The sequence below is a fragment of the Allobosea sp. MMO-172 genome, assembly GCF_037147855.1.
Lineage (GTDB): Bacteria > Pseudomonadota > Alphaproteobacteria > Rhizobiales > Beijerinckiaceae > Allobosea.
The window spans coordinates 411,260-429,437 of sequence record NZ_JBBCUM010000002.1 but is presented as its reverse complement, the minus strand read 5'-3'; the positions used below and the strand labels follow the sequence as shown (position 1 = coordinate 429,437).

Below are 18,178 nucleotides of genomic sequence, written 5' to 3'. Positions count from 1 at the left end.
GTCAGAGGCGCTCCTTCGCGAGCGCGTCGAGCGCCTGGTCGAGGCCACGGGCGGAGAGCGGCAGGGCGAGGTCCCGGCCGGCCGCATCCTTGAACAGGATCCGACCCGGCTCGCTCGCCTTGCGCCATTGCTTCAGCACGTCATCTCCGGGAGCCGCCTCGGCGAAGCAGCCCGTCGGCAAGCAGCGCCGCCACGGCAACTCGACCGGCCTGGCATCCTTCTCGCCCATCGTGATCTGCACGCTGCTCGGGAACGAGACGCTGACCGGCATGACGGCGGTGACGCGCACCGGCTCGCCATTCGCAATCCGTCCGAGCGCGACCTGGGCGATCGGAGCCTGCTGGCCCTGGGCCTGCAGGACCTGCGCGACCTCGCAGATTCTGACGGTCTTGCCGGCATCGGCCAGCCGCTGGCAGCGCAGGGTCCAGTCCCCGAAGCTCGCCGTCGTGCTGCTGGGTTCGGCCGGGATCGGCGCGGCCGGGGCCGGCGCAGCAGCCGGCGGCGTCGCAGGCTTGGGCGAAGCGGGTTGGGCCGCGGCGTGGCCGCTCATGGCTGCGATGCCGGCGGCGAACGCCGCCCAGGCCAAGATCGTTCTCGTCGTCGTCACGTCCCCACCCCGATTCAAGCCCCGCCGCGCGAGCACAGGCGGCGCGGGAAGCGCTTCGTCGCCAGCCGGGCGCACGGCCGGACACCGGCCATGCGGGCTCACAGCGCAACGAGGCTTGCCCGATGAACAGGAGAAGATTTCCCAGATTGCTCGATATTGTGCAATACGCGTTTCAAAAATGGTCACATCGCGCGACCATCGCGATACCAGCTTTTTACCAATGAATTCAGGGTTCGAGGACGCCCCGCCCGCCGCTCGTCAAGCAACCGGCCGGCGCGTCCGCCCTTGCGGCCCGATGGTGACGATCAGCACCGCGCTCAGACCGATCGCGGCCGCGATCAGGCTGAACATCGCCCAGGGTCCGGACCTGTGGAGCAAGGCGAAGAAGACCAGCGGCACGAAGATCGACACGAAGCGGCCGATCCCCCAGGCCAGGGCCGTGCGTGACGAGCGCAGCGCCGTCGGGATGATCTCGGCGGCATAGACGCCGAGAACGCTGGCATAGATCGCGCTGCAGAAGGCGAAGGCGACGCCGATCGTCACCAGAGGCAGGAAGTCGGTGGCGGCGGCGAAGCCGAGCCCCAGCAGGGCCATGGCGACGGCGGTGGCGACAAGGCTCGCCTTGCGGTCGATACGATCGATCACGAGGGCCATGAGCAGGTTGCCGATCACGGGACCGAACATGATCAGCCCGGCCGCGATCACGGAATCGGCGACGCTGAACTGCTTCTTCAGCATCACCGCGCCGCTCATCAACAGGAAGCCGATCGTGGCCCAGGGCGAGAGGGCATAGAGCGTGCAGAGCAGCAGGAACCTGCGGCGCACGCTCGTCTGGTCGCCGCGATCGGGCGCCGCGGCCTGCGGCTGCGCCGTGATCGGGGCGGCGGGAGCGTTTGCGACCTTGAAGCGCCGCAAGGCCGCCTCCGCCTCGGCGATCCGCCCCGCGGCGGCCAGCCAGCGCGGCGATTCAGGCAGGAACCGCAACAATCCGGCGGCCAGGATCGCGAGCAAGGCCCCGGAGCCGAGCGCCCATCGCCAGCCTTCCAGCCCGAGGAAGCTCGGCGACGTCGCCCGCATCAGGAAGATGATGCCCGGCGCGCCGAGAAAGGCGAGGCCGGCGCAGATGCAGATGATGGCGCCACGCCAGCGCGGTGGCATGACATCGGCCAGATAGGCCGCGATCAGCGGCGGACAGGCACCGATGCCGAGCCCCGACAGGAAACGGAAGCCGATCAACCCGACGGGGCCATCGCTCGCCGCCGCGCCGAGCGACCCGGCTGCGATGACGAGAAGCGCCAGCTGCAGGGCCAAGCGCCGGCCCGTCCGGTCACCCAGCAGACCGAAGACCGGCGCGCCCGCTGCTCCGCCGGCAAAGATCGCCGCCAGGAAGAGCGACAGCTCGGTTTGCGTCATGCTCCGCGGCGGCACCTGGAACACCGCCCCGAGCGCATTGCCCAGGGCCACCTCGGCAATATCCGCGAAAAGCGCCAGCGTCAGGACCCAGAGGATCGCCAGACGCAGCCGGCAGAACGGCGCCGCATCGAGGCGCGCGGCGATCGTCGCCGCCGGTGGCTCGACGGAGCCAGGTCCCTCTTCGTCCAGCTTCCTCAGCATGCCGCGGCGCCCCGGCCCTGCCCGCAAGAGCCCGGAACAACAACCGCCCGCCCGGATGGATTTTCAGAACCTCGCCACGCTTCCAGCCCAAGCATCAGATGACCGCCCCTGCCCTAGGTTCGATGGCCGTTATCTCGCAATCAGCCTCTGTCCCGTCCTGCCAGGATTGGACGAGGAAACGCGCATCCGAACCCACGGCCATGATCGGGTGATGCCAGAGGCCACGGCGATAGATCACGCCCTGCGCCGCCGAGAACGAGAATGCGACCAGCGTCGCGAGATCGGGCCTGTCATCCGTGCCGTTCTGGGCGACGATGACGATATGGCCCGCGCCATCCAGGGGGACGATCCATTGGATCGAATTCACATGCCGTTCCAGCATGGTGATCGCGAGGTCCGGCTGCTGCCGCTTCGCTGCGAAGATCGAGGTCATCAGCCTGGTGCCGGCCCGGACCTCGGCCGCCGGATGCGCATGGATGTCGTGCCGGCGCGCGGTGCCGTTATTGGCGGCGCGGCCGGTCTCGCCGGTCTCCACGACCCAGCCGAAAGGCTCGAAAGCAGCCTGCGTAACCGGCCGTATCCGAAGCGGGGAGAGCGCCTGCAATCCGGTCACGCTGTCGTCCTGCATGCTGCGTTCCTTCCTTGCGCCTATCGGGACAGCGCTGTGGCGAAGACCGACGCGATCGCGTCCAGCCTGCGTGCGTAATCCGCGGCGCTGGGCGGCGTACCGAGCTTCGCGCCCGCGCTCGCAAACAGCAGGGAGGCGATCCAGTCGTCGGCGCTGGCCGGGAGGCGCGACAGATTGATCTCGCCATCGCGTTCGGCCTGCGTCAGCAATTCGCGGGCGAAGCTTGAGAATATCCGCTCGAAAGCCTGCAATTCGCGCGTCGCGATCGTGTTCATCACCGCCTTCAGTTCGACGAGATGCTCGCCGGTGCCGAAGCTGGCATAGGCCAGCCCGTGATGCGCCTGAAGCAGCGCCGCAAGCCGCTCGGGAAACGACCCCGGCCGCGTCACGACCTCACGGCAACGTGCTTCGACCCGCCGCCCGAGCAGGTCCAGCATGGCCCGGAAGACATCGTCCTTGCCCTTGAAGTGCAGGTAGAGCGTCGCTTTGGCGAGCCCTGCCTCCTTGGCGATGTCGTCCATTGAGCTGCGCTTGTAGCCGTAGCGGGCGAACAGACGCAGCGCCGCATCGGCGATCTGGTCGGTGCGGGCATTGGCATCCTCCGCAGGGAGAACGTTGGAACCTTCGTGTCCGTCCGGCATTGCAGCTTCTGCAGTCTTGACAAAATCCAAACTGCGCGCGACCATCCTAGGTAGACTCAAAACGTCTAATTAGTCCAGTCGCGCGACCCAGGGCTACGGATCCATCGCCCGCCATCTGATATGTCAGATCGGGCCATCGAGGGCGAGCCCTCGATCCGCACCATGGTGCCGCGCTGCGTCATGCCAGCATCGGAGGCAGCCATGGTCTCTCTCAAGGTCAACGGGACGACGCATACCGTCGACGTCGACGACGACACGCCCCTGCTCTGGGCGATCCGCGACAATATCGGCCTCACCGGCACCAAGTTCAGCTGCGGCGTCGCCCAATGCGGCGCCTGTACCGTCTTCATCGACGGCCAGCCGCTGCGCGCCTGCGTGACGCCCGTCTCGGCAGTCGGCACCAGCGAGATCACTACGATCGAGGGCCTCGCGGGCAAGGAGGCTGACGCCGTCCAGGCCGCCTGGATCGCCCGCGACGTGCCGCAATGCGGCTACTGCCAGTCCGGCCAGGTGATGAGCGCCATCGCCCTCCTCAAGGAGAACAAGAAGCCGAGCGACCGCGACATCGACCTCGCGATGAACGGCAACATCTGCCGCTGCGCCACTTACGTCCGCATCCGCGCCGCGATCCATGACGCGGCCCGCGCGCTGGAGATCTGAGCCATGACCGCGCATGATCCCAAGCTCTCCCGCCGCGCCCTGCTGGCCGGCGCCGGCGCCCTCGTCATCGGCATCCACCTGCCGCGCGGCGCCAAGGCGCAATCCGGCGCCGGCGCGGCCTATCGGCCCGGTGGCAACGCCACCTTCGCCCCCAACGCCTTCATCCGCGTCGCGCCCGACTCCACCGTCACCGTGCTGATCAAGCATATCGAGTTCGGCCAGGGGCCCTTCACCGGGCTGGCAACGCTCGCGGCCGAGGAGATGGATGCCGCCTGGAGCCAGATGCGCGCCGAGCACGCCCCGGCCGACGTCAAGCTCTACGCCAATCTCGCCTTCGGCGCGCAGGGCACCGGCGGCTCGACGGCCATCTCCAACAGCTGGGAGCAGATGCGCAAGGCCGGCGCCGCCGCCCGCATGATGCTGGTGCAGGCTGCAGCCGAGAGCTGGAAGGTGCCGGCCTCCGATATCAAGGTCGAGGACGGCGTGATCAGCCACGCCTCCGGCAAGCAGGGCCGTTTCGGTGAATTCGCCGAAGCCGCGGCCAAGCTGCCCGTGCCCGAAAACCCGCCGCTGAAGCCGGCCTCGGCCTACAAGCTGATCGGCAAGGAAGGCGCGGTGAAGCGCCTCGACAGCGCCGACAAGTCGCGCGGCAAGGCGCAGTTCACCATCGATATCCACGCCCCGAACATGCTGACGGTCGTGGTCGCCCGCTCGCCGCGCTTCGGCGGCAAGGTCGCGAGCTTCGATGCGGCCGCGGCGCTCAAGGTCAAGGGCGTCGTCGAGGTGAAGTCGATCGGCTACGGCGTCGCGGTCTATGCCAACGGCATGTGGCCGGCACTGAAGGGCCGCGAGGCGCTGAAGGTGACCTGGGACGACAGCGCCGCCGAGAAGCGCGGCAGCCCGGAGCTCATCGCCGAATATCGCAAGCTCACCCGCCAGCCCGGCACCGTCGCCGGCAGCCATGGCGATGCCGAGGCCGCTCTGGCCAAGGCGGAACGCGTGATCGAGGCCGAGTTCGTCTTCCCCTACCTGGCGCACGCGCCGATGGAGCCGTTGGACGGCTATCTCGAATGGGACGGTGAAAAGGCGCATGCCCGCTTCGGCAGCCAGTTCCAGACCACCGAGCACCAGACCATCGCCGCCGTCCTCGGCCTCCCGCCGGAGAAGGTGACGCTGGAGACGATGCTCGCCGGCGGCAGCTTCGGCCGGCGCGCGCAGGTCAGCCAGCATCTGGCGGCCGAGCTCGCCACGGTCGCCAAGACCATCGGCCCGAACCGCCCGGTCAAAGTGGTATGGACCCGCGAGGACGACCTGACCGGCGGCTACTATCGCCCGCTGTTCGTGCATCGCTTCCGCGGCGCGGTGAAGGACGGCAAGATCGCCGCATGGTCGAGCACGCTCGTCGGCCAGTCCTTCTTCCTCGGCACGCCCTTCGAGGCGATGGTCGTCAAGAACGGCATCGACGCGACCTCGGTCGAGGGCGCCAACGAGATCTTCTACGAGGTGCCGGATTTCCGCTGCGAGGTGCACAACCCCAAGGTCGGCGTGCCGACCCTGTGGTGGCGCTCGGTCGGCCACACCCATACCGGCTATGCCGTCGAGTGCTTCGTCGATGAGCTGTTGCAAGCGGCCGGGCAGGATGCGGTCCGCGGCCGGCTCGCCCTGATGGGCGACAAGCACCCGCGCGCAGCCGGCGTGCTCAAGGCCGTCGCGGAACTCGCGAACTGGAAGGGCCCGGGGCCGGTCGATGGGCGGGCCCGCGGTGTCGCGGTGGTCGAGAGCTTCGGGTCCTTCGTGGCTCAGATCGCCGAGGTCTCGATGGGGCCGGAAGGCGAGCCCAAGGTGCACAAGGTCTGGTGCGCGGTCGATTGCGGCGTCGCCGTCAATCCCGACATCATCCGCGCGCAGGTCGAGGGCGGCATCGGCTTCGGCCTCGGCCACGCTCTCTATGGCCAGATCACGCTCGATGGCGGCCGGCCCGTCCAGACCAATTTCCATGAATACCGCTCGCTGCGCATCCACGAGATGCCGGAGGTCGAGGTCAGGATCATCGCCTCCACGGAGAAGCCGAGCGGCATCGGCGAACCCGGCGTGCCACCGATCGGGCCTGCCGTCGCCAATGCGCTAGCCGCCCTCGGCCATGGCCGGCCGCGCCAGTTGCCGATGCAGGAAGGCACCGTCTGATGAGCAGGAACCTGATCCTCGCCGCGGGCGCAGCCCTCGCGGTCTGCATCGGCGGCAGCGCGCTCACGCTGGCGCAGAATGCCGGGCAGGCCCAGCCCGGCAGCGCAAGCTTGCGCCCCGTAGCGAGCTTCACCTCGATCGCCAACCAGCGCGACCGCTCGGTCGCGCTCTTCACCGAGATGGGCAAGGTGCTGACCCATCCGCGCTGTATGAACTGCCATCCGGCGACGGAGCGCCCACGACAGGGCGACCTGCGCAAGCTGCACGAGCCCGTCGTGGTGCGCGGCAAGGACGGGCATGGCGCGGCCGGCCTGCCTTGCGCCACCTGCCACGGCAAGCAGAACTTCGATCCCGCCGGCGTTCCCGGCGACGGTCACTGGGCGCTGGCCCCGGCCTCGATGGCCTGGGAAGGCAAGACGGTCGCCCAGATCTGCGAGCAGTTGAAGGACCAGAATCGCAATGGCAGCCGCGATCTTGCCGCACTGGTCAAGCATGTCACGACGGACACGCTGGTGCTCTGGGGCTGGAACCCCGGCAAGGGCCGCACGCCCGCGCCGGGTACGGCGGCCGAGTTCGGCGCGCTGATGCAGGCCTGGGCCGACACGGGCGCAGCCTGCCCAGCATCGTAGCAGGCAGGCAGGAAGCCGGCCTGAACGCAGACAGGCCTGCTTCCCGCGTACATTCAGTCGTTCACGCAGCGCCCGTCATGGCGGGAGCCTCGCACCGGCCAGCGCCGCATCCTTCCGCTTCCGCCGAGCCGGAGCGAAGCTCCGTCGCGGGCGCGGACAAGGCCATGGCGATCCGGGCGCCCAGGGCAAGGTCCTCCTCCACCCCGAAGGCATGGTGCAGGATCGCGCCATCGCGTCCGATCAGTACCGAGGACGGCGTTCCCCGCAGGCCGAAGCGCCGCATCGTGACGGGGATGTCCGATCCCTCTTCGGAGAGGTCCACGCCGACCGGCGATCTCAATCGGTATTCGTGCAGGAAGGCGCGCAGCGTGACGGGAGACATTGCCGCATGGTGCTCGAACACCGTGTGGACGCCGATGATCTGCAGGTCGCTCCCGGCAAAGACGCGCTCGATGCGCTGCACCTGCGGAATCGCCTGCGCGATGCAGCCGGGGCAGAGCAGCTGGAACGTATGCAGGAAGACGGGCCGCCCGCGCAGCCCGGCGAGCGTCAGGGGCTGGGAGGTGTTGAACCACTCGCTCACGGCCAGTTCCGGTGCGAGCACGGCTTGATTGCCGGACATCATGGCGATCCTTCCGTCAGGCGGCTGCATGGCTGGAGAAGCCGGCGCGCTTGCGGGGCGTGCCCGTTGCGCTCGGCCGGGCGGCAAGGGTAATCCTCGTCATGTTCTGTCCTTTCATTTGCCTGGAGGGGGAGAACAGGCCGGTTCGTCGATGGCAGTCGGCGAACCGGCGCAACGCCCGTCACTTGGCGGGCACGACCTTGCCGGGCAGGCTGAGTTTGCCGGATGCGACCTTGAACACGTTGCTGACGCAGAGCAGCGGCGCATGCAGGTTGCCGTTGACCTTCAGACCCGCGGTGACGCCGTCGAAGGACGCTCCCTTGATGCCGCCGATCAGCGATACCGGGATCGAGACATCGACCGTGTCGCCCTTGAAGCTGGTCGGATAATCCGGGCTGTCGATCAGCAGCGGGACGTTCGGCCAGGTCGGCGGCACCTTCGGCTTGCTGCCTTCGGGAATGTCGATGACCTTGAGCCCGGCGCCACAGGCCTTGTCCTGCGCCAGCACGACCCAGTGCGGGTGCCAGACATGCCGGTTCTTGCCGCCATAGGCCGCATCGTCGAAATCGGGATGGAAGGTGACGGCGAGCGCCACGATGCCCTGGTCCTTCTCGAAGCCGATCTCGCCGCTGTTGAGCGTGGTCGGCCAGACATAGGCATAGACGCTGGAACCCTCGAACTTGCCGGTGGCGTCGGGCTTGTCCTTGCCGGCTTCGCCGCGTACCCGCGTCGTGAACACGGCGGTATCGCCCCTGGTCACGATCGTGGTCTCGATGATGTCGAAGGAGGCCTGGACCGCCTCGGCCGGAGGCGACTTGACCGGGTGAGCCCCGGCTGCCGCCAGCCATAGCGAAGCCGTCCCGGCGACGAGCGCGCCGGCTATCTTTCTGGCAATCATGATCTTGTTCCCTTCTGTCTTGGCCTGGAGGGGTGGTTATCCCGCTTGGAATGCTTCCCAGGTGGCAGCCCGGGAAGCGGGATCGGCTGTCTGATGGTCGCGGCAATTGATGCGCAGCTCGCGCTGGCCGAAGGCGGCGTCCACGAAACGACAATGATGTGGCCGCGCCGCGCCCGGATGGGCGAAGGGCGCGAAATACTGGCAGCTCGTGCACATGCGCTGGATCGGGATCGCGCCGGCTTCCTGAAATTCCCGGACCATCCTGATCAGGCTGAGGAGCAGCCTTTCCTGTTCGTCCGATCCGAGCGCATCGACGGCGTGGCCGGTGGCTCCGTCGAGCGTCGCGTCAGTGGCGAGCAGCGCCTTGCCCTCGCTCGTCGACACGATCGCCACTGCCCGCCCGTCGCCAGGCACCGCGCGCTTCTCGACCGCCCCCTTGCGCACGAGGGCATTGATCGAATCCGTTGCCGTGGGTTGCGAAACGCCCAGATGCGCCGCGATCTCCTTGACCCCCAGCCCACCGTCACGGCCTTCCAGCAATTCGAGGATCGCCAGCTGCGTCGGGTTGATGCCGGCCCGCTTCGCCCGCTCCCAGTCGTCGATGCGCATCACCGTCGCGACGCGGGCAAAGGCCTCGCGCAGGCGATGACTGATCAGCGTCGGGTTTCCGGGCGTTTCCATGAGGCCCAATATATAGGATTCCTATATATTTACAAGAGCCGCCGACCTGAGTTCATCCGAGAGCCTGTCGGAGAGGCTGCCGGCGCCCTTCAGGCAAAGGGCGCCGGCAGCCGGTGACTCGCGCCCTCAGGGCCCGACGAGCTGCCCGCCATCGACCACGATGCTCTGGCCGGTGACCCAGCTCGCCTTGCTAGAGGCGAGGAAGAGCACGACCTCGGCGACCTCCTCGGGCTTGCCCATCCGCCCGAAGGGGATGGATGCCAGCGTCGCATTGTAGAGCTCGGGGTTGGAGGTCTTGCGGTTCTCCCAGGAGCCGCCGGGAAACTCGATCGAACCCGGCGCGACGCAGTTCACCCGGATGCCCTTGCGCGCCAGCATCTTCGCCTGGCTGCCGGTATAGTGCATCACCGCGGCCTTGATCGCCCCATAAGGCGCCGAACGCGAGGACGCGCGCAGCGCCGAGATCGACGAGATGTTGACGATCGACGAACCCGGCTGGAGATGCGGGATCGCCGCATGGCTGCCGCGCACCACGGCCATCATGTCGACGCTGAGCGAGGCCGCCCAGCCCTCCTCATCATCGGTCTGGCCGAAGCCCGAGGCGTTGTTGACGAGGATATCGAGCCCGCCGAGCGCCTTCACCGCCTCCGGCACATAGGCCGCGATCTGGCCGGCATCGGCGAGATCGACGGTTCCCGCATGGGCCGTGACGCCCTGCGCCTCGATCTCCATGCGTGTCGCCTCCAGCGGCCCGGCGCCGCGCGCGCAGATCGAGACGGACGCCCCGCCCGCGGCGAAGCCGAGCGCGATCGAGCGGCCGATGCCACGGCTGCCGCCCATGACGATGACGCGCTTGCCGGTGAATTCCTTGGCCATGTGGCCTCCCCTTCCTGATTGATTCCCGCTTCCTATTGGCGGCGGGATGGGTCGCGCTTCAAGGCGGGCGGCGCGCATGCCGCCCCTGCGGCCCGCGGAGGACGAGCTTGCGCCCTATGAAGTACGGGGTGCCTGATTGATCCGCGGCCGCGTCAACAGTATTCCTCTTGTCGACAAGAGGATTCCCCATGAAAGCCACCAAGACCAAGGCAATGCCCGCCCCGGAGCGCAAGCGCGGCTCGGGCGTGAAATTCGTCTATGACCTGCTGCGCAATGAAATCCTCGATCTCGTCCTGCCGCCCGGCAGCCCGATCGACGAGGTGCAGCTTGCCGAGCGCTTCAGCATGTCGCGGACGCCGATCCGCGAGGCGCTGGTGCGGCTGGCCGGCGAAGGGCTGATCGACACGCTGCCGAACCGCTCGACCATGGTGGCGAATCTCGACTTCCTGAACATGTCGCCCTTCTTCGACGCGCTGACGCTGATGTACCGCGTGACGACGCAGCTCGCCGCGCAGAACCGCCGTCCGGCCGATCTGGAGGCGATCCGGGCCCGGCAGGCGGAATTCGCCGCCGCGGTGAAGGCGCAGGATGCCCTGGCGATGATCGCCACCAACGCTGCCTTCCATGCCGCCATCGCCGAGGCCGGCCGCAATCCTTATTTCAACAGCCTGTTCAGCCGCCTTCTCGACGAAGGCCGGCGTTTCCTGCGGCTCTACTACCAGTCCTATGACGACCGCCTGCCGCAGCAGTTCGTCGACGAGCATGAGGCCATGATCGCCGCGATCGTGGCCCGCGACACCGCGTTGGCCGATCGCCTCGGCAAGGCTCACGCCGAGCAGATCGTCCAGCAAATTCAGAAACTTATGATCGGCGAAGACAGGCTCGACGTCACGCTTTGAGGTTTTTGCGTAATTCTTGTCGACAAAGAATATGCAAAGAACTATAAAGCGCTCGGGAGGGGCGCGCCGCTAGAGCACGCGCCGATCGGATGGCGAAGCGATCTGATCGGTTCCGGCTCTAGCGGCGGGGTCTCCGCAGGAACGACAGCCAGAAGGAGACCGAGATGAAGGCCCAGATTTTCTCCGGCGTGATCCCCGCGCTGATGACCCCGTGCAAGGCGGACCGCACCCCCGATTTCGACGCGCTGGTGCGCAAGGGCAAGGAGCTGATCGCCACCGGCATGTCCGCCGTCGTGTATTGCGGCTCGATGGGTGACTGGCCGCTCCTGACCGATGCCCAGCGCATGGAAGGCGTCGAGCGCCTGGTAAAGGCCGGCATCCCGGTCATCGTCGGCACCGGCGCGGTCAACACCGCTTCCGCCGTCGCCCATGCCGCCCATGCCCAGAAGGTCGGCGCCCAGGGCCTGATGGTGATCCCGCGCGTCCTGTCGCGTGGTTCGGTCATCGCCGCCCAGAAGGCCCATTTCAAGGCCATCCTCACCGCTGCGCCCGGCCTGCCCGCCGTGATCTACAACAGCCCCTATTACGGCTTCGCCACCCGCGCCGACCTGTTCTTTGCGCTCCGCGCCGAGCATCCCAATCTCGTCGGCTTCAAGGAGTTCGGCGGCGCCGACGACATGCGCTACGCGGCCGAGAACATCACCAGCCGCGATGACGACGTCTCGCTTATGATCGGCATCGACACCACCGTCGTCCATGGCTACGTCAATTGCGGCGCGACCGGCGCGATCACCGGCATCGGCAACGTGCTGCCGAAGGAAGTGCTCCATCTCTGCAAGCTCTCGGTCGCGGCCGCTGCCGGCGATGCCGAGGCGCGCCGCCGCGCCATGGAGTTGGAGCAGGCGCTCGGCGTGCTCTCCTCCTTCGATGCGGGCCCGGACCTCGTCCTGTTCTTCAAGCACATGATGGTGATGAAGGGCGACGCGGAATACACGCTGCACTTCAACGAGACCGATGCGCTGAGCGACAGCCAGCGCGGCTATTGCGAAGCCCAGCTCAAGCTGTTCGACGCCTGGTATGCCGACTGGTCGAAGCAGGACGCCGTGCGGAAATACGCGGCCTGATCCTGCAACCCCGCGCGGCGGATTCCCTTCCGCCGCGCGTCGAAAAGCTCCATGCCGGGCGGGCCCGGGCCGCTGTCCGGCCGGGGCTACTCTTCGGCCCGCATTCGTGAAACGCACCCGCAGATGGCCCATCCCGATGTCATCGTCATAGGCGCCGGCGTGGTCGGCCTCTCGGCCGCGATCGCGGCGCAGGGGCGCGGCCTCTCGGTCGTCGTGCTGGACAAGACCGGGCCGGCCGCGGGCGCCTCCGCCGGCAATGCCGGTGCCTTCGCCTTCACCGATATCCTGCCGCTGGCCTCGCCCGGCATCCTGCGCAAGGCGCCGAAATGGCTGCTCGACCCGCTCGGGCCGCTTTCGGTGCCGCCGGCCTATGCGCTCAGGATCGCGCCGTGGATGTTCCGCTTCTGGCGGGCCTGCTCGCCGGCCCGCGTCGCGCATTCCACGGCGGCGCAGACCGCCCTGATGGATCTGTCCAAGGCGGAGCTGGAGCCCTTCCTGCAGCAGACCGGCACCTTCGGCATGCTGCGCAAGGACGGCAATCTCCAGGTCTACGAGAGCAAGGCCGAGCTTGAGGCTTCGCTACCCGGCTGGCAGGCCCGCGAGGAACACGGCATCGCCTTCCGGCATCTCGACGCCGACGGCATGGCGGCGATCCAGCCCGGACTCGCCACGCGCTTCACCCACGGCACCTTCACGCCGGGCTGGTACTCGATCGCCGATCCGCAGGGCTATACGCTGGCGCTGGCCGATCATTTCCGCACCCGCGGCGGCATCATCGAACGGCTCGAGGTCGAAAGCCTGCAGCCGTTTGGCGACGGCATCGCGGTCCATGTCCGCGATGGCCGCTCGCGCCAGGCCGCGCAAGTGGTCCTTGCGGCCGGCGCCTTCTCGCATCGCATTGCGAAGAGCCTCGGCGAGCGCATCCCGCTCGAGACCGAGCGCGGCTACAACACCACCTTGCCGCCCGATGCTTTCGACCTGAGGACGCAGGTCACCTTCGGCGGCCACGGCTTCGTCGTCAGCCGGCTCTCGATCGGCATCCGCGTCGGCGGCGCCGTCGAACTGGGCGGGCTCGACCTGCCCCCGAATTTCCGCCGCTCGGAGGCGATGCTGGCCAAGGCCCGCGCCTTCCTGCCCGGCCTCAGGCCCGATGACGGCGTGCAGTGGATGGGCTTCCGCCCCTCGCTGCCGGACAGCCTGCCGGCGATCGGCCGCGCCCGCGCCACGCCGCGCGTGGTCTACGCCTTCGGCCACGGCCATCTCGGCCTGACGCAATCGGCTGGCACCGCCCGGCTGGTCGCCGATCTCTTGACCGATCGGCCGCCGGCCATCGATATCGCTTCGTTCTCGCCGCAGCGCTTCTGAGGGACGCCAACCATGGCCAGCCACACCTTCTCCTGCATCGACGGCCATACCTGCGGCAATCCGGTGCGCCTCGTCTCCGGCGGCGGCCCACGGCTCGAAGGCAACACCATGCTGGAGAAGCGCGCGCATTTCCTGCGCGAGTTCGACTGGATCCGCACCGGACTGATGTTCGAGCCGCGCGGCCATGACATGATGTCGGGCTCGATCCTCTACCCGCCGACCCGCCCCGACTGCGACGTCGCCGTGCTCTTCATCGAGACCTCCGGCTGCCTGCCGATGTGCGGCCACGGCACCATCGGCACCATCACCATGGGGATCGAAAACGGGCTGATCACCCCGCGCGAGCCGGGCAAGCTCTCGATCGACGCGCCCGCCGGCAAGGTCGATATCAGCTACCGCCAGGAGGGCCGCTTCGTCGAGGAGGTCCGCCTGACCAATGTGCCCGGCTTCCTCTATGCCGAGGGCCTGACGGCCGAGGTCGAGGGCCTCGGCGAGATCGTCGTCGACGTCGCCTATGGCGGCAATTTCTACGCCATCGTCGAGCCGCAGAAAAACTTCCGGGACATGGCCGACCATACCGCCGGCGAGCTGATCGGCTGGTCGCCGAAGCTGCGCGCGGCGCTGAACGCCAAGTACGAGTTCGTTCATCCCGAGCACCCCGAGATCAAGGGGCTCAGCCACATCCAGTGGACCGGCAAGGCGACGAAGCCGGAGGCTCATGCCCGCAACGCCGTGTTCTACGGCGACAAGGCGATCGACCGCTCGCCCTGCGGCACCGGCACCTCGGCCCGCATGGCCCAGCTCGCCGCCAAGGGGAAGCTCGCCGTCGGCGACGAGTTCGTGCATGAATCGATCATCGGTTCGCTGTTCAAGGGCCGCGTCGAGGCTGCCGTGACCGTCGCCAATCGCCCGGCGATCATCCCCTCGATCGCCGGCTGGGCCCGGATGACCGGCTACAACACCATCTTCATCGACGACCGCGACCCCTTCGCCCACGGCTTCGTCGTCACCTGACACCGCCTCCGCCAGCACGCTAGCGCCCGCGGGCCGGCGCGCCCCATTGCCGGCCGCGCCGATCTGCGCATTATTGAGTATGCGGCTAACAAAAATACTTGTTGTATTTTTCTTGCATTATGACATTCTGACGACCGTTCAGACCCGATGACGAGACCCTGATGCACTCCACGGCAGAGGAAGATGTCTGGCTTGGCTTCGCCACCCTGCTCGCGCAGGAGAGCGGCGCCATATTACGCGAGGCGGCGGCCGTACGGCCCGATGTCGAGATCAAGCCGGATCGCAGCTTCGTCACCGCGCTCGACGCTCGTATCGAGCGCCGGCAGCGCGAATTGCTCGCCGACTACTTTCCCAGCCACGGCATCATCGGTGAGGAGGAGGCTCCCACCGATGGCGACGCCGATCTGGTCTGGGTGCTCGATCCGATCGACGGCACTGCCGCCTTCATCGCCGGCCTGCCTGTCTACGGCTCGCTGATCGCATTGATGAAGGAAGGCGAGCCGATCCTCGGGATCATCGACCACCCGATCACCGGCGACCGCTGGGTGGGCGTCAAGGGCCGCCCGACCACGCATAACGGCCGCCCCTGCCGCACCCGCGCCTGCGGCGCGCTCGGCGAAGCCATCCTGTCGGCCAGCAATCCCGATTTCTTCGACGAGGAAGAGACCCCGGCGCTCGACGCCATGCGCGCCGCGACCGCCTGGCGCATCTGGGGCGGCGCCTGCATGAGCTTTGGCCTGCTCGCCGGCGGGCGCACCGATGCCGCCTTCGACACGCGGCTGAAACTCTGGGATTTCGCCCCCTTCCGCCCGATCATCGAGGGCGCCGGCGGCGTCATCACCGATTGGGAAGGGCAGCCGATCACCCGCGAGACAGGCAAGCGCATCATGGCGGCCGGCGATCCCGCCCGCCACCGCGACATGCTGCGCCTCGTCGGGACCACGATGAAGCGCTGAGCCGAACACCGAATCTTCGCTCCGAGACGGCGCCGATCCGCCGGAGCTTCCAGTTAGAGGGGAACGCCATGGGTATCGCGATCGAGGATCTGGCCGTCGCCTATGGCGGGCAGCGCGTGATCGACGGGCTCGCGCTGACGATCGAGCCCGGCTCGTTCTTCACGCTGCTCGGCCCCTCCGGCTGCGGCAAGACCACGCTCCTGCGCACCATCGCCGGCTTCGTCCCGGCCGAGCGCGGCCATATGCGCTTCGGTGGCACGGAGGTGACGCATCTGCCGCCGCACAAGCGCGATATCGGCATGTGCTTCCAGGATTACGCGCTCTTCCCGGACAAGACGGTCTTCGACAACGTCGCCTATGGCCTGCGCGCCCGCAAGCTGGCGGAAAGCGCGATCAAGCCCAAGGTCCAGGCGGCACTGGAACGCGTCGGCCTCGGCCATCTGGGTAGCCGCCATCCGGCCGCACTCTCCGGCGGCCAGCGCCAGCGCGTCGCGCTCGCCCGTGCCCTCGTCATCCAGCCGAAGGTGCTGCTGATGGACGAGCCGCTCTCCAATCTCGACGCCAAGCTGCGCCTCCAGGTGCGCGAGACCATCGTCGAGCTCCAGCGCGAGGCGAAGATCACCACGGTCTTCGTCACCCATGATCGGGAAGAGGCGCTCGCCATGTCCGACCGGATCGGCGTGATGAACCAGGGCCGCCTCGAACAGGTCGGCACCCCCGCCCAGATCTATCGCGAGCCGCGCACCGGCTATGTCGCGGATTTCGTCGGCGGCGCCAACATCGTCGCGGTCGAGACCGCGGCTCGCCAGGCCGGCGAGACCGGTCCGCTCGCACTCGACGGCGCCACCATCACCGCCCGCGCCCCGGCGGCGCTGGCCGCCGGCAAGGCGACGCTGGTCGCCCGCCCCGAGGATATCCTGCTGGCCGAGCCCGGAACGGCCGGCACGCTGCCCGGCCGGATCGCGCATCGCCAGTATCTCGGCGGCAAGACCAGCTACAAGGTCGCGCTCGACAGCGGCCGCGTGCTGGCGGTCGATCTGCAGAGCGGCGCGCATGACCGCTTCGAGCCCGGCGCGACCGTCGGCCTCGGCTTCGACCCCGCCCGCACGCTGGTGCTCGCGTCATGACCCGCCAGTTCAGCTCGATCTGGTTCTGGTTCTCCGCGCTGGCGCTGGTGATCCTGGCCGTCTTCCTGCTCTATCCCCTGCTCAACGTCCTGACCGGCTCCATCGGCAGCGGTGGCCGCAACGGCTGGGTGACGCTCGCCGGCGACCCCAAATATTTCGCCGCCATCGTCAACACCATCGTGCTCGGCGTCGCGGTGACGCTGACCACGACGCTGATCGGCGTCCCCCTCGCCTATTTCACCGCGCGCTTCGACTTCCCCGGCAAGGGCATCGTCGCGGTGCTCCCGCTGATCACGCTTGTCATCCCCGAGGTCATCGCCGCCCAGACCTGGCTGATGATGCTCGGCAATAACGGCTTCATCACGCGCTGGCTCGGCGGGCATGGCATCGACATGCCGAGCTTCTATGGCTGGCCCGGCCTGATCACGGTGATGACCTTCACCTATTACACCTACATCTATATCGGCACGCTCGCCGCCATACGCGGCTTCGACGTCCAGCTCGAGGAGGCCGCCCAAAGCCTCGGCACCTCGCCAGCCCGCTCGCGCCTCAACGTCATGCTGCCGGTGGTTCTGCCCTCCGTGCTGGCGAGCGCGCTGCTGGTCTTTACGCTGGTCGTCGGCAATTTCGCCACCGCGACCATCCTCGGCAGCCGCGTGCCGCTGCTCTCGGTCCTGACCTATCAGGCCGCCGTCGCCGAGGGCGGCTCCGACCCGGTGATGCAGTCGACGCTCGCCACCGTATCGATCGCGCTGGTCATGATCGTGCTCTTCGTCCAGCGCTGGATCGTCTCGCGCGGCCGCCACGAGGTCACGCAAGGCCGCGGCGCCCGCGCCGAGAAGCTGCGCGGCCTGCCCGGCCTCTTCATCGGGCTCTCGGCCGGGCTCCTCGTCATCGTCTCGCTGCTGCCGCTGGGCTCGATCGTGATCGGCGCCTTCACCGTCTCGCGCGGCCCGGTCATGCGCTGGGGCGAATGGACCACGGCCCATGTCGAGCGCCTCGTGAAGATCGCGCCCGATCCGGTGATCAACACCTTGCTCTACTCGGCCGCCGCGACCGCGATCGGCATCACCTTCAGCGCCATCGTCAGCTACCTCATCGTCAAGAAGCGCAACATCCTGACGCCCGCGCTCGACTATCTGACGGCGCTGCCGCTGGCGCTGTCCGGCACGATCATCGGCATCGGCCTGATCATGTCCTTCAACACCGGCTTCCTGCCGCTCACCGGCACGGCCAGCATCATCGTGCTCGCCTATGTCGTGCGTCGTTTGCCCTTCGGCATCCGCAACTCGTCCTCGACGCTCTACAACATCCCGAACTCGATCGAGGAGGCCTCGATCAGCCTCGGTGTGCCCCCCGTCTCGACCTTCTTCAAGGTCGTGCTGCCGTTGATGCTGCCGGCCGTCGCCGCCGCCGCGGTGCTGACCTGGACGACCACCGTCGCCGAGCTCTCGGCCTCGATCATCGTCTATTCCGGCGGGCGCGAGACCATGCCGATCCAGATCTACAAGCTGATCGACTCCAACCTGATGGCCCCGGCCTCGGCCTATGGCCTCGTGCTGGTCGCGGTGATCCTGATCCCGATCATCGTCGCGACCCGCGTCTTCAAGATCGACCTGTTCTCGTCGAAGAGCTGAACGAACCGAACCAGAC

Annotated in this window: 18 protein-coding genes; 10 read left to right on the top strand and 8 right to left on the bottom strand. The window is 67.9% G+C overall.

Annotation, left to right across the window (positions count from 1 at the left end; genetic code table 11):
* Position 1 precedes the first annotated feature (1 nt).
* The 4 genes from WFK61_RS05225 to WFK61_RS05210 all read right to left on the bottom strand — a co-directional run bounded on the left by WFK61_RS05225 (position 2) and on the right by WFK61_RS05210 (position 3,490).
* The gene (locus tag WFK61_RS05225) at positions 2–607 is read right to left on the bottom strand and encodes an invasion associated locus B family protein (RefSeq protein WP_336810466.1); all 606 of its coding nucleotides are present in this window, start codon (positions 605–607) and stop codon (positions 2–4) included.
* Positions 608–865: 258 nt separating this feature from the next.
* Complete coding sequence (locus WFK61_RS05220) at positions 866–2,221, bottom strand: MFS transporter (RefSeq protein WP_336810465.1); 1,356 nt, start codon at positions 2,219–2,221, stop codon at positions 866–868.
* A gap of 94 nt (positions 2,222–2,315) precedes the next feature.
* Positions 2,316–2,849 carry an ureidoglycolate lyase gene (locus WFK61_RS05215; RefSeq protein WP_336810464.1) on the bottom strand — a complete coding sequence of 178 codons (534 nt, stop codon included), beginning with the start codon at positions 2,847–2,849 and terminating at the stop codon, positions 2,316–2,318.
* Positions 2,850–2,869: 20 nt separating this feature from the next.
* The gene (locus WFK61_RS05210; RefSeq protein ID WP_336810463.1) at positions 2,870–3,490 is read right to left on the bottom strand and encodes a TetR/AcrR family transcriptional regulator; all 621 of its coding nucleotides are present in this window, start codon (positions 3,488–3,490) and stop codon (positions 2,870–2,872) included.
* Between the two features lie 201 nt (positions 3,491–3,691).
* On the opposite strand from WFK61_RS05210, the gene WFK61_RS05205 reads away from it, so the two are divergent.
* The 3 genes from WFK61_RS05205 to WFK61_RS05195 are packed head-to-tail and all read left to right on the top strand — an operon-like array spanning position 3,692 to position 6,963.
* Entirely contained in the window at positions 3,692–4,150 is a 459-nt protein-coding gene (locus tag WFK61_RS05205) for a (2Fe-2S)-binding protein (protein WP_336810462.1), read from the top strand.
* 3 nt (positions 4,151–4,153) lie between these two features.
* Positions 4,154–6,334 (top strand): xanthine dehydrogenase family protein molybdopterin-binding subunit, encoded by a 2,181-nt coding sequence (locus WFK61_RS05200; RefSeq protein WP_336810461.1) that lies wholly within the window; start codon positions 4,154–4,156, stop codon positions 6,332–6,334.
* The gene (locus WFK61_RS05195; protein ID WP_336810460.1) at positions 6,334–6,963 is read left to right on the top strand and encodes an Isoquinoline 1-oxidoreductase subunit; all 630 of its coding nucleotides are present in this window, start codon (positions 6,334–6,336) and stop codon (positions 6,961–6,963) included. Before WFK61_RS05200 ends, WFK61_RS05195 begins: the two co-directional genes overlap by 1 nt.
* A gap of 61 nt (positions 6,964–7,024) precedes the next feature.
* On the opposite strand, the gene WFK61_RS05190 is transcribed toward WFK61_RS05195, so the two are convergent.
* The 4 genes from WFK61_RS05190 to WFK61_RS05175 form a co-directional block, all read right to left on the bottom strand.
* Complete coding sequence (locus WFK61_RS05190; RefSeq protein ID WP_336810459.1) at positions 7,025–7,585, bottom strand: thioredoxin domain-containing protein; 561 nt, start codon at positions 7,583–7,585, stop codon at positions 7,025–7,027.
* Between the two features lie 181 nt (positions 7,586–7,766).
* A complete protein-coding gene (locus tag WFK61_RS05185) occupies positions 7,767–8,483 on the bottom strand; it encodes a hypothetical protein (protein ID WP_336810458.1) in 717 nt (238 codons plus the stop codon).
* 36 nt (positions 8,484–8,519) lie between these two features.
* Positions 8,520–9,092 carry a MarR family winged helix-turn-helix transcriptional regulator gene (locus WFK61_RS05180; RefSeq protein ID WP_336810457.1) on the bottom strand — a complete coding sequence of 191 codons (573 nt, stop codon included), beginning with the start codon at positions 9,090–9,092 and terminating at the stop codon, positions 8,520–8,522.
* A gap of 198 nt (positions 9,093–9,290) precedes the next feature.
* Entirely contained in the window at positions 9,291–10,040 is a 750-nt protein-coding gene (locus WFK61_RS05175; RefSeq protein WP_336810456.1) for an SDR family NAD(P)-dependent oxidoreductase, read from the bottom strand.
* A 188-nt stretch (positions 10,041–10,228) separates the two neighbouring features.
* On the opposite strand from WFK61_RS05175, the gene WFK61_RS05170 reads away from it, so the two are divergent.
* From WFK61_RS05170 to WFK61_RS05140, 7 genes are all read left to right on the top strand, one after another.
* Positions 10,229–10,939 (top strand): GntR family transcriptional regulator, encoded by a 711-nt coding sequence (locus tag WFK61_RS05170; protein ID WP_336810455.1) that lies wholly within the window; start codon positions 10,229–10,231, stop codon positions 10,937–10,939.
* A gap of 164 nt (positions 10,940–11,103) precedes the next feature.
* Positions 11,104–12,063, top strand: coding sequence for a dihydrodipicolinate synthase family protein (locus tag WFK61_RS05165; RefSeq protein WP_336810454.1), 960 nt, complete (start codon positions 11,104–11,106; stop codon positions 12,061–12,063).
* A gap of 123 nt (positions 12,064–12,186) precedes the next feature.
* Positions 12,187–13,428, top strand: coding sequence for an NAD(P)/FAD-dependent oxidoreductase (locus WFK61_RS05160; RefSeq protein WP_336810453.1), 1,242 nt, complete (start codon positions 12,187–12,189; stop codon positions 13,426–13,428).
* Between the two features lie 12 nt (positions 13,429–13,440).
* Positions 13,441–14,442, top strand: a complete 1,002-nt coding sequence (locus WFK61_RS05155) for a 4-hydroxyproline epimerase (protein ID WP_336810452.1) — start codon at positions 13,441–13,443, stop codon at positions 14,440–14,442.
* Positions 14,443–14,603: 161 nt separating this feature from the next.
* Positions 14,604–15,398, top strand: a complete 795-nt coding sequence (locus WFK61_RS05150) for an inositol monophosphatase family protein (RefSeq protein ID WP_336810451.1) — start codon at positions 14,604–14,606, stop codon at positions 15,396–15,398.
* A 68-nt stretch (positions 15,399–15,466) separates the two neighbouring features.
* On the top strand, positions 15,467–16,525 hold the full coding sequence (locus WFK61_RS05145; RefSeq protein WP_336810450.1) for an ABC transporter ATP-binding protein: 1,059 nt from the start codon (positions 15,467–15,469) through the stop codon (positions 16,523–16,525).
* Complete coding sequence (locus WFK61_RS05140; protein ID WP_336810449.1) at positions 16,522–18,162, top strand: ABC transporter permease; 1,641 nt, start codon at positions 16,522–16,524, stop codon at positions 18,160–18,162. Before WFK61_RS05145 ends, WFK61_RS05140 begins: the two co-directional genes overlap by 4 nt.
* The last annotated feature ends 16 nt before the right edge of the window (positions 18,163–18,178 follow it).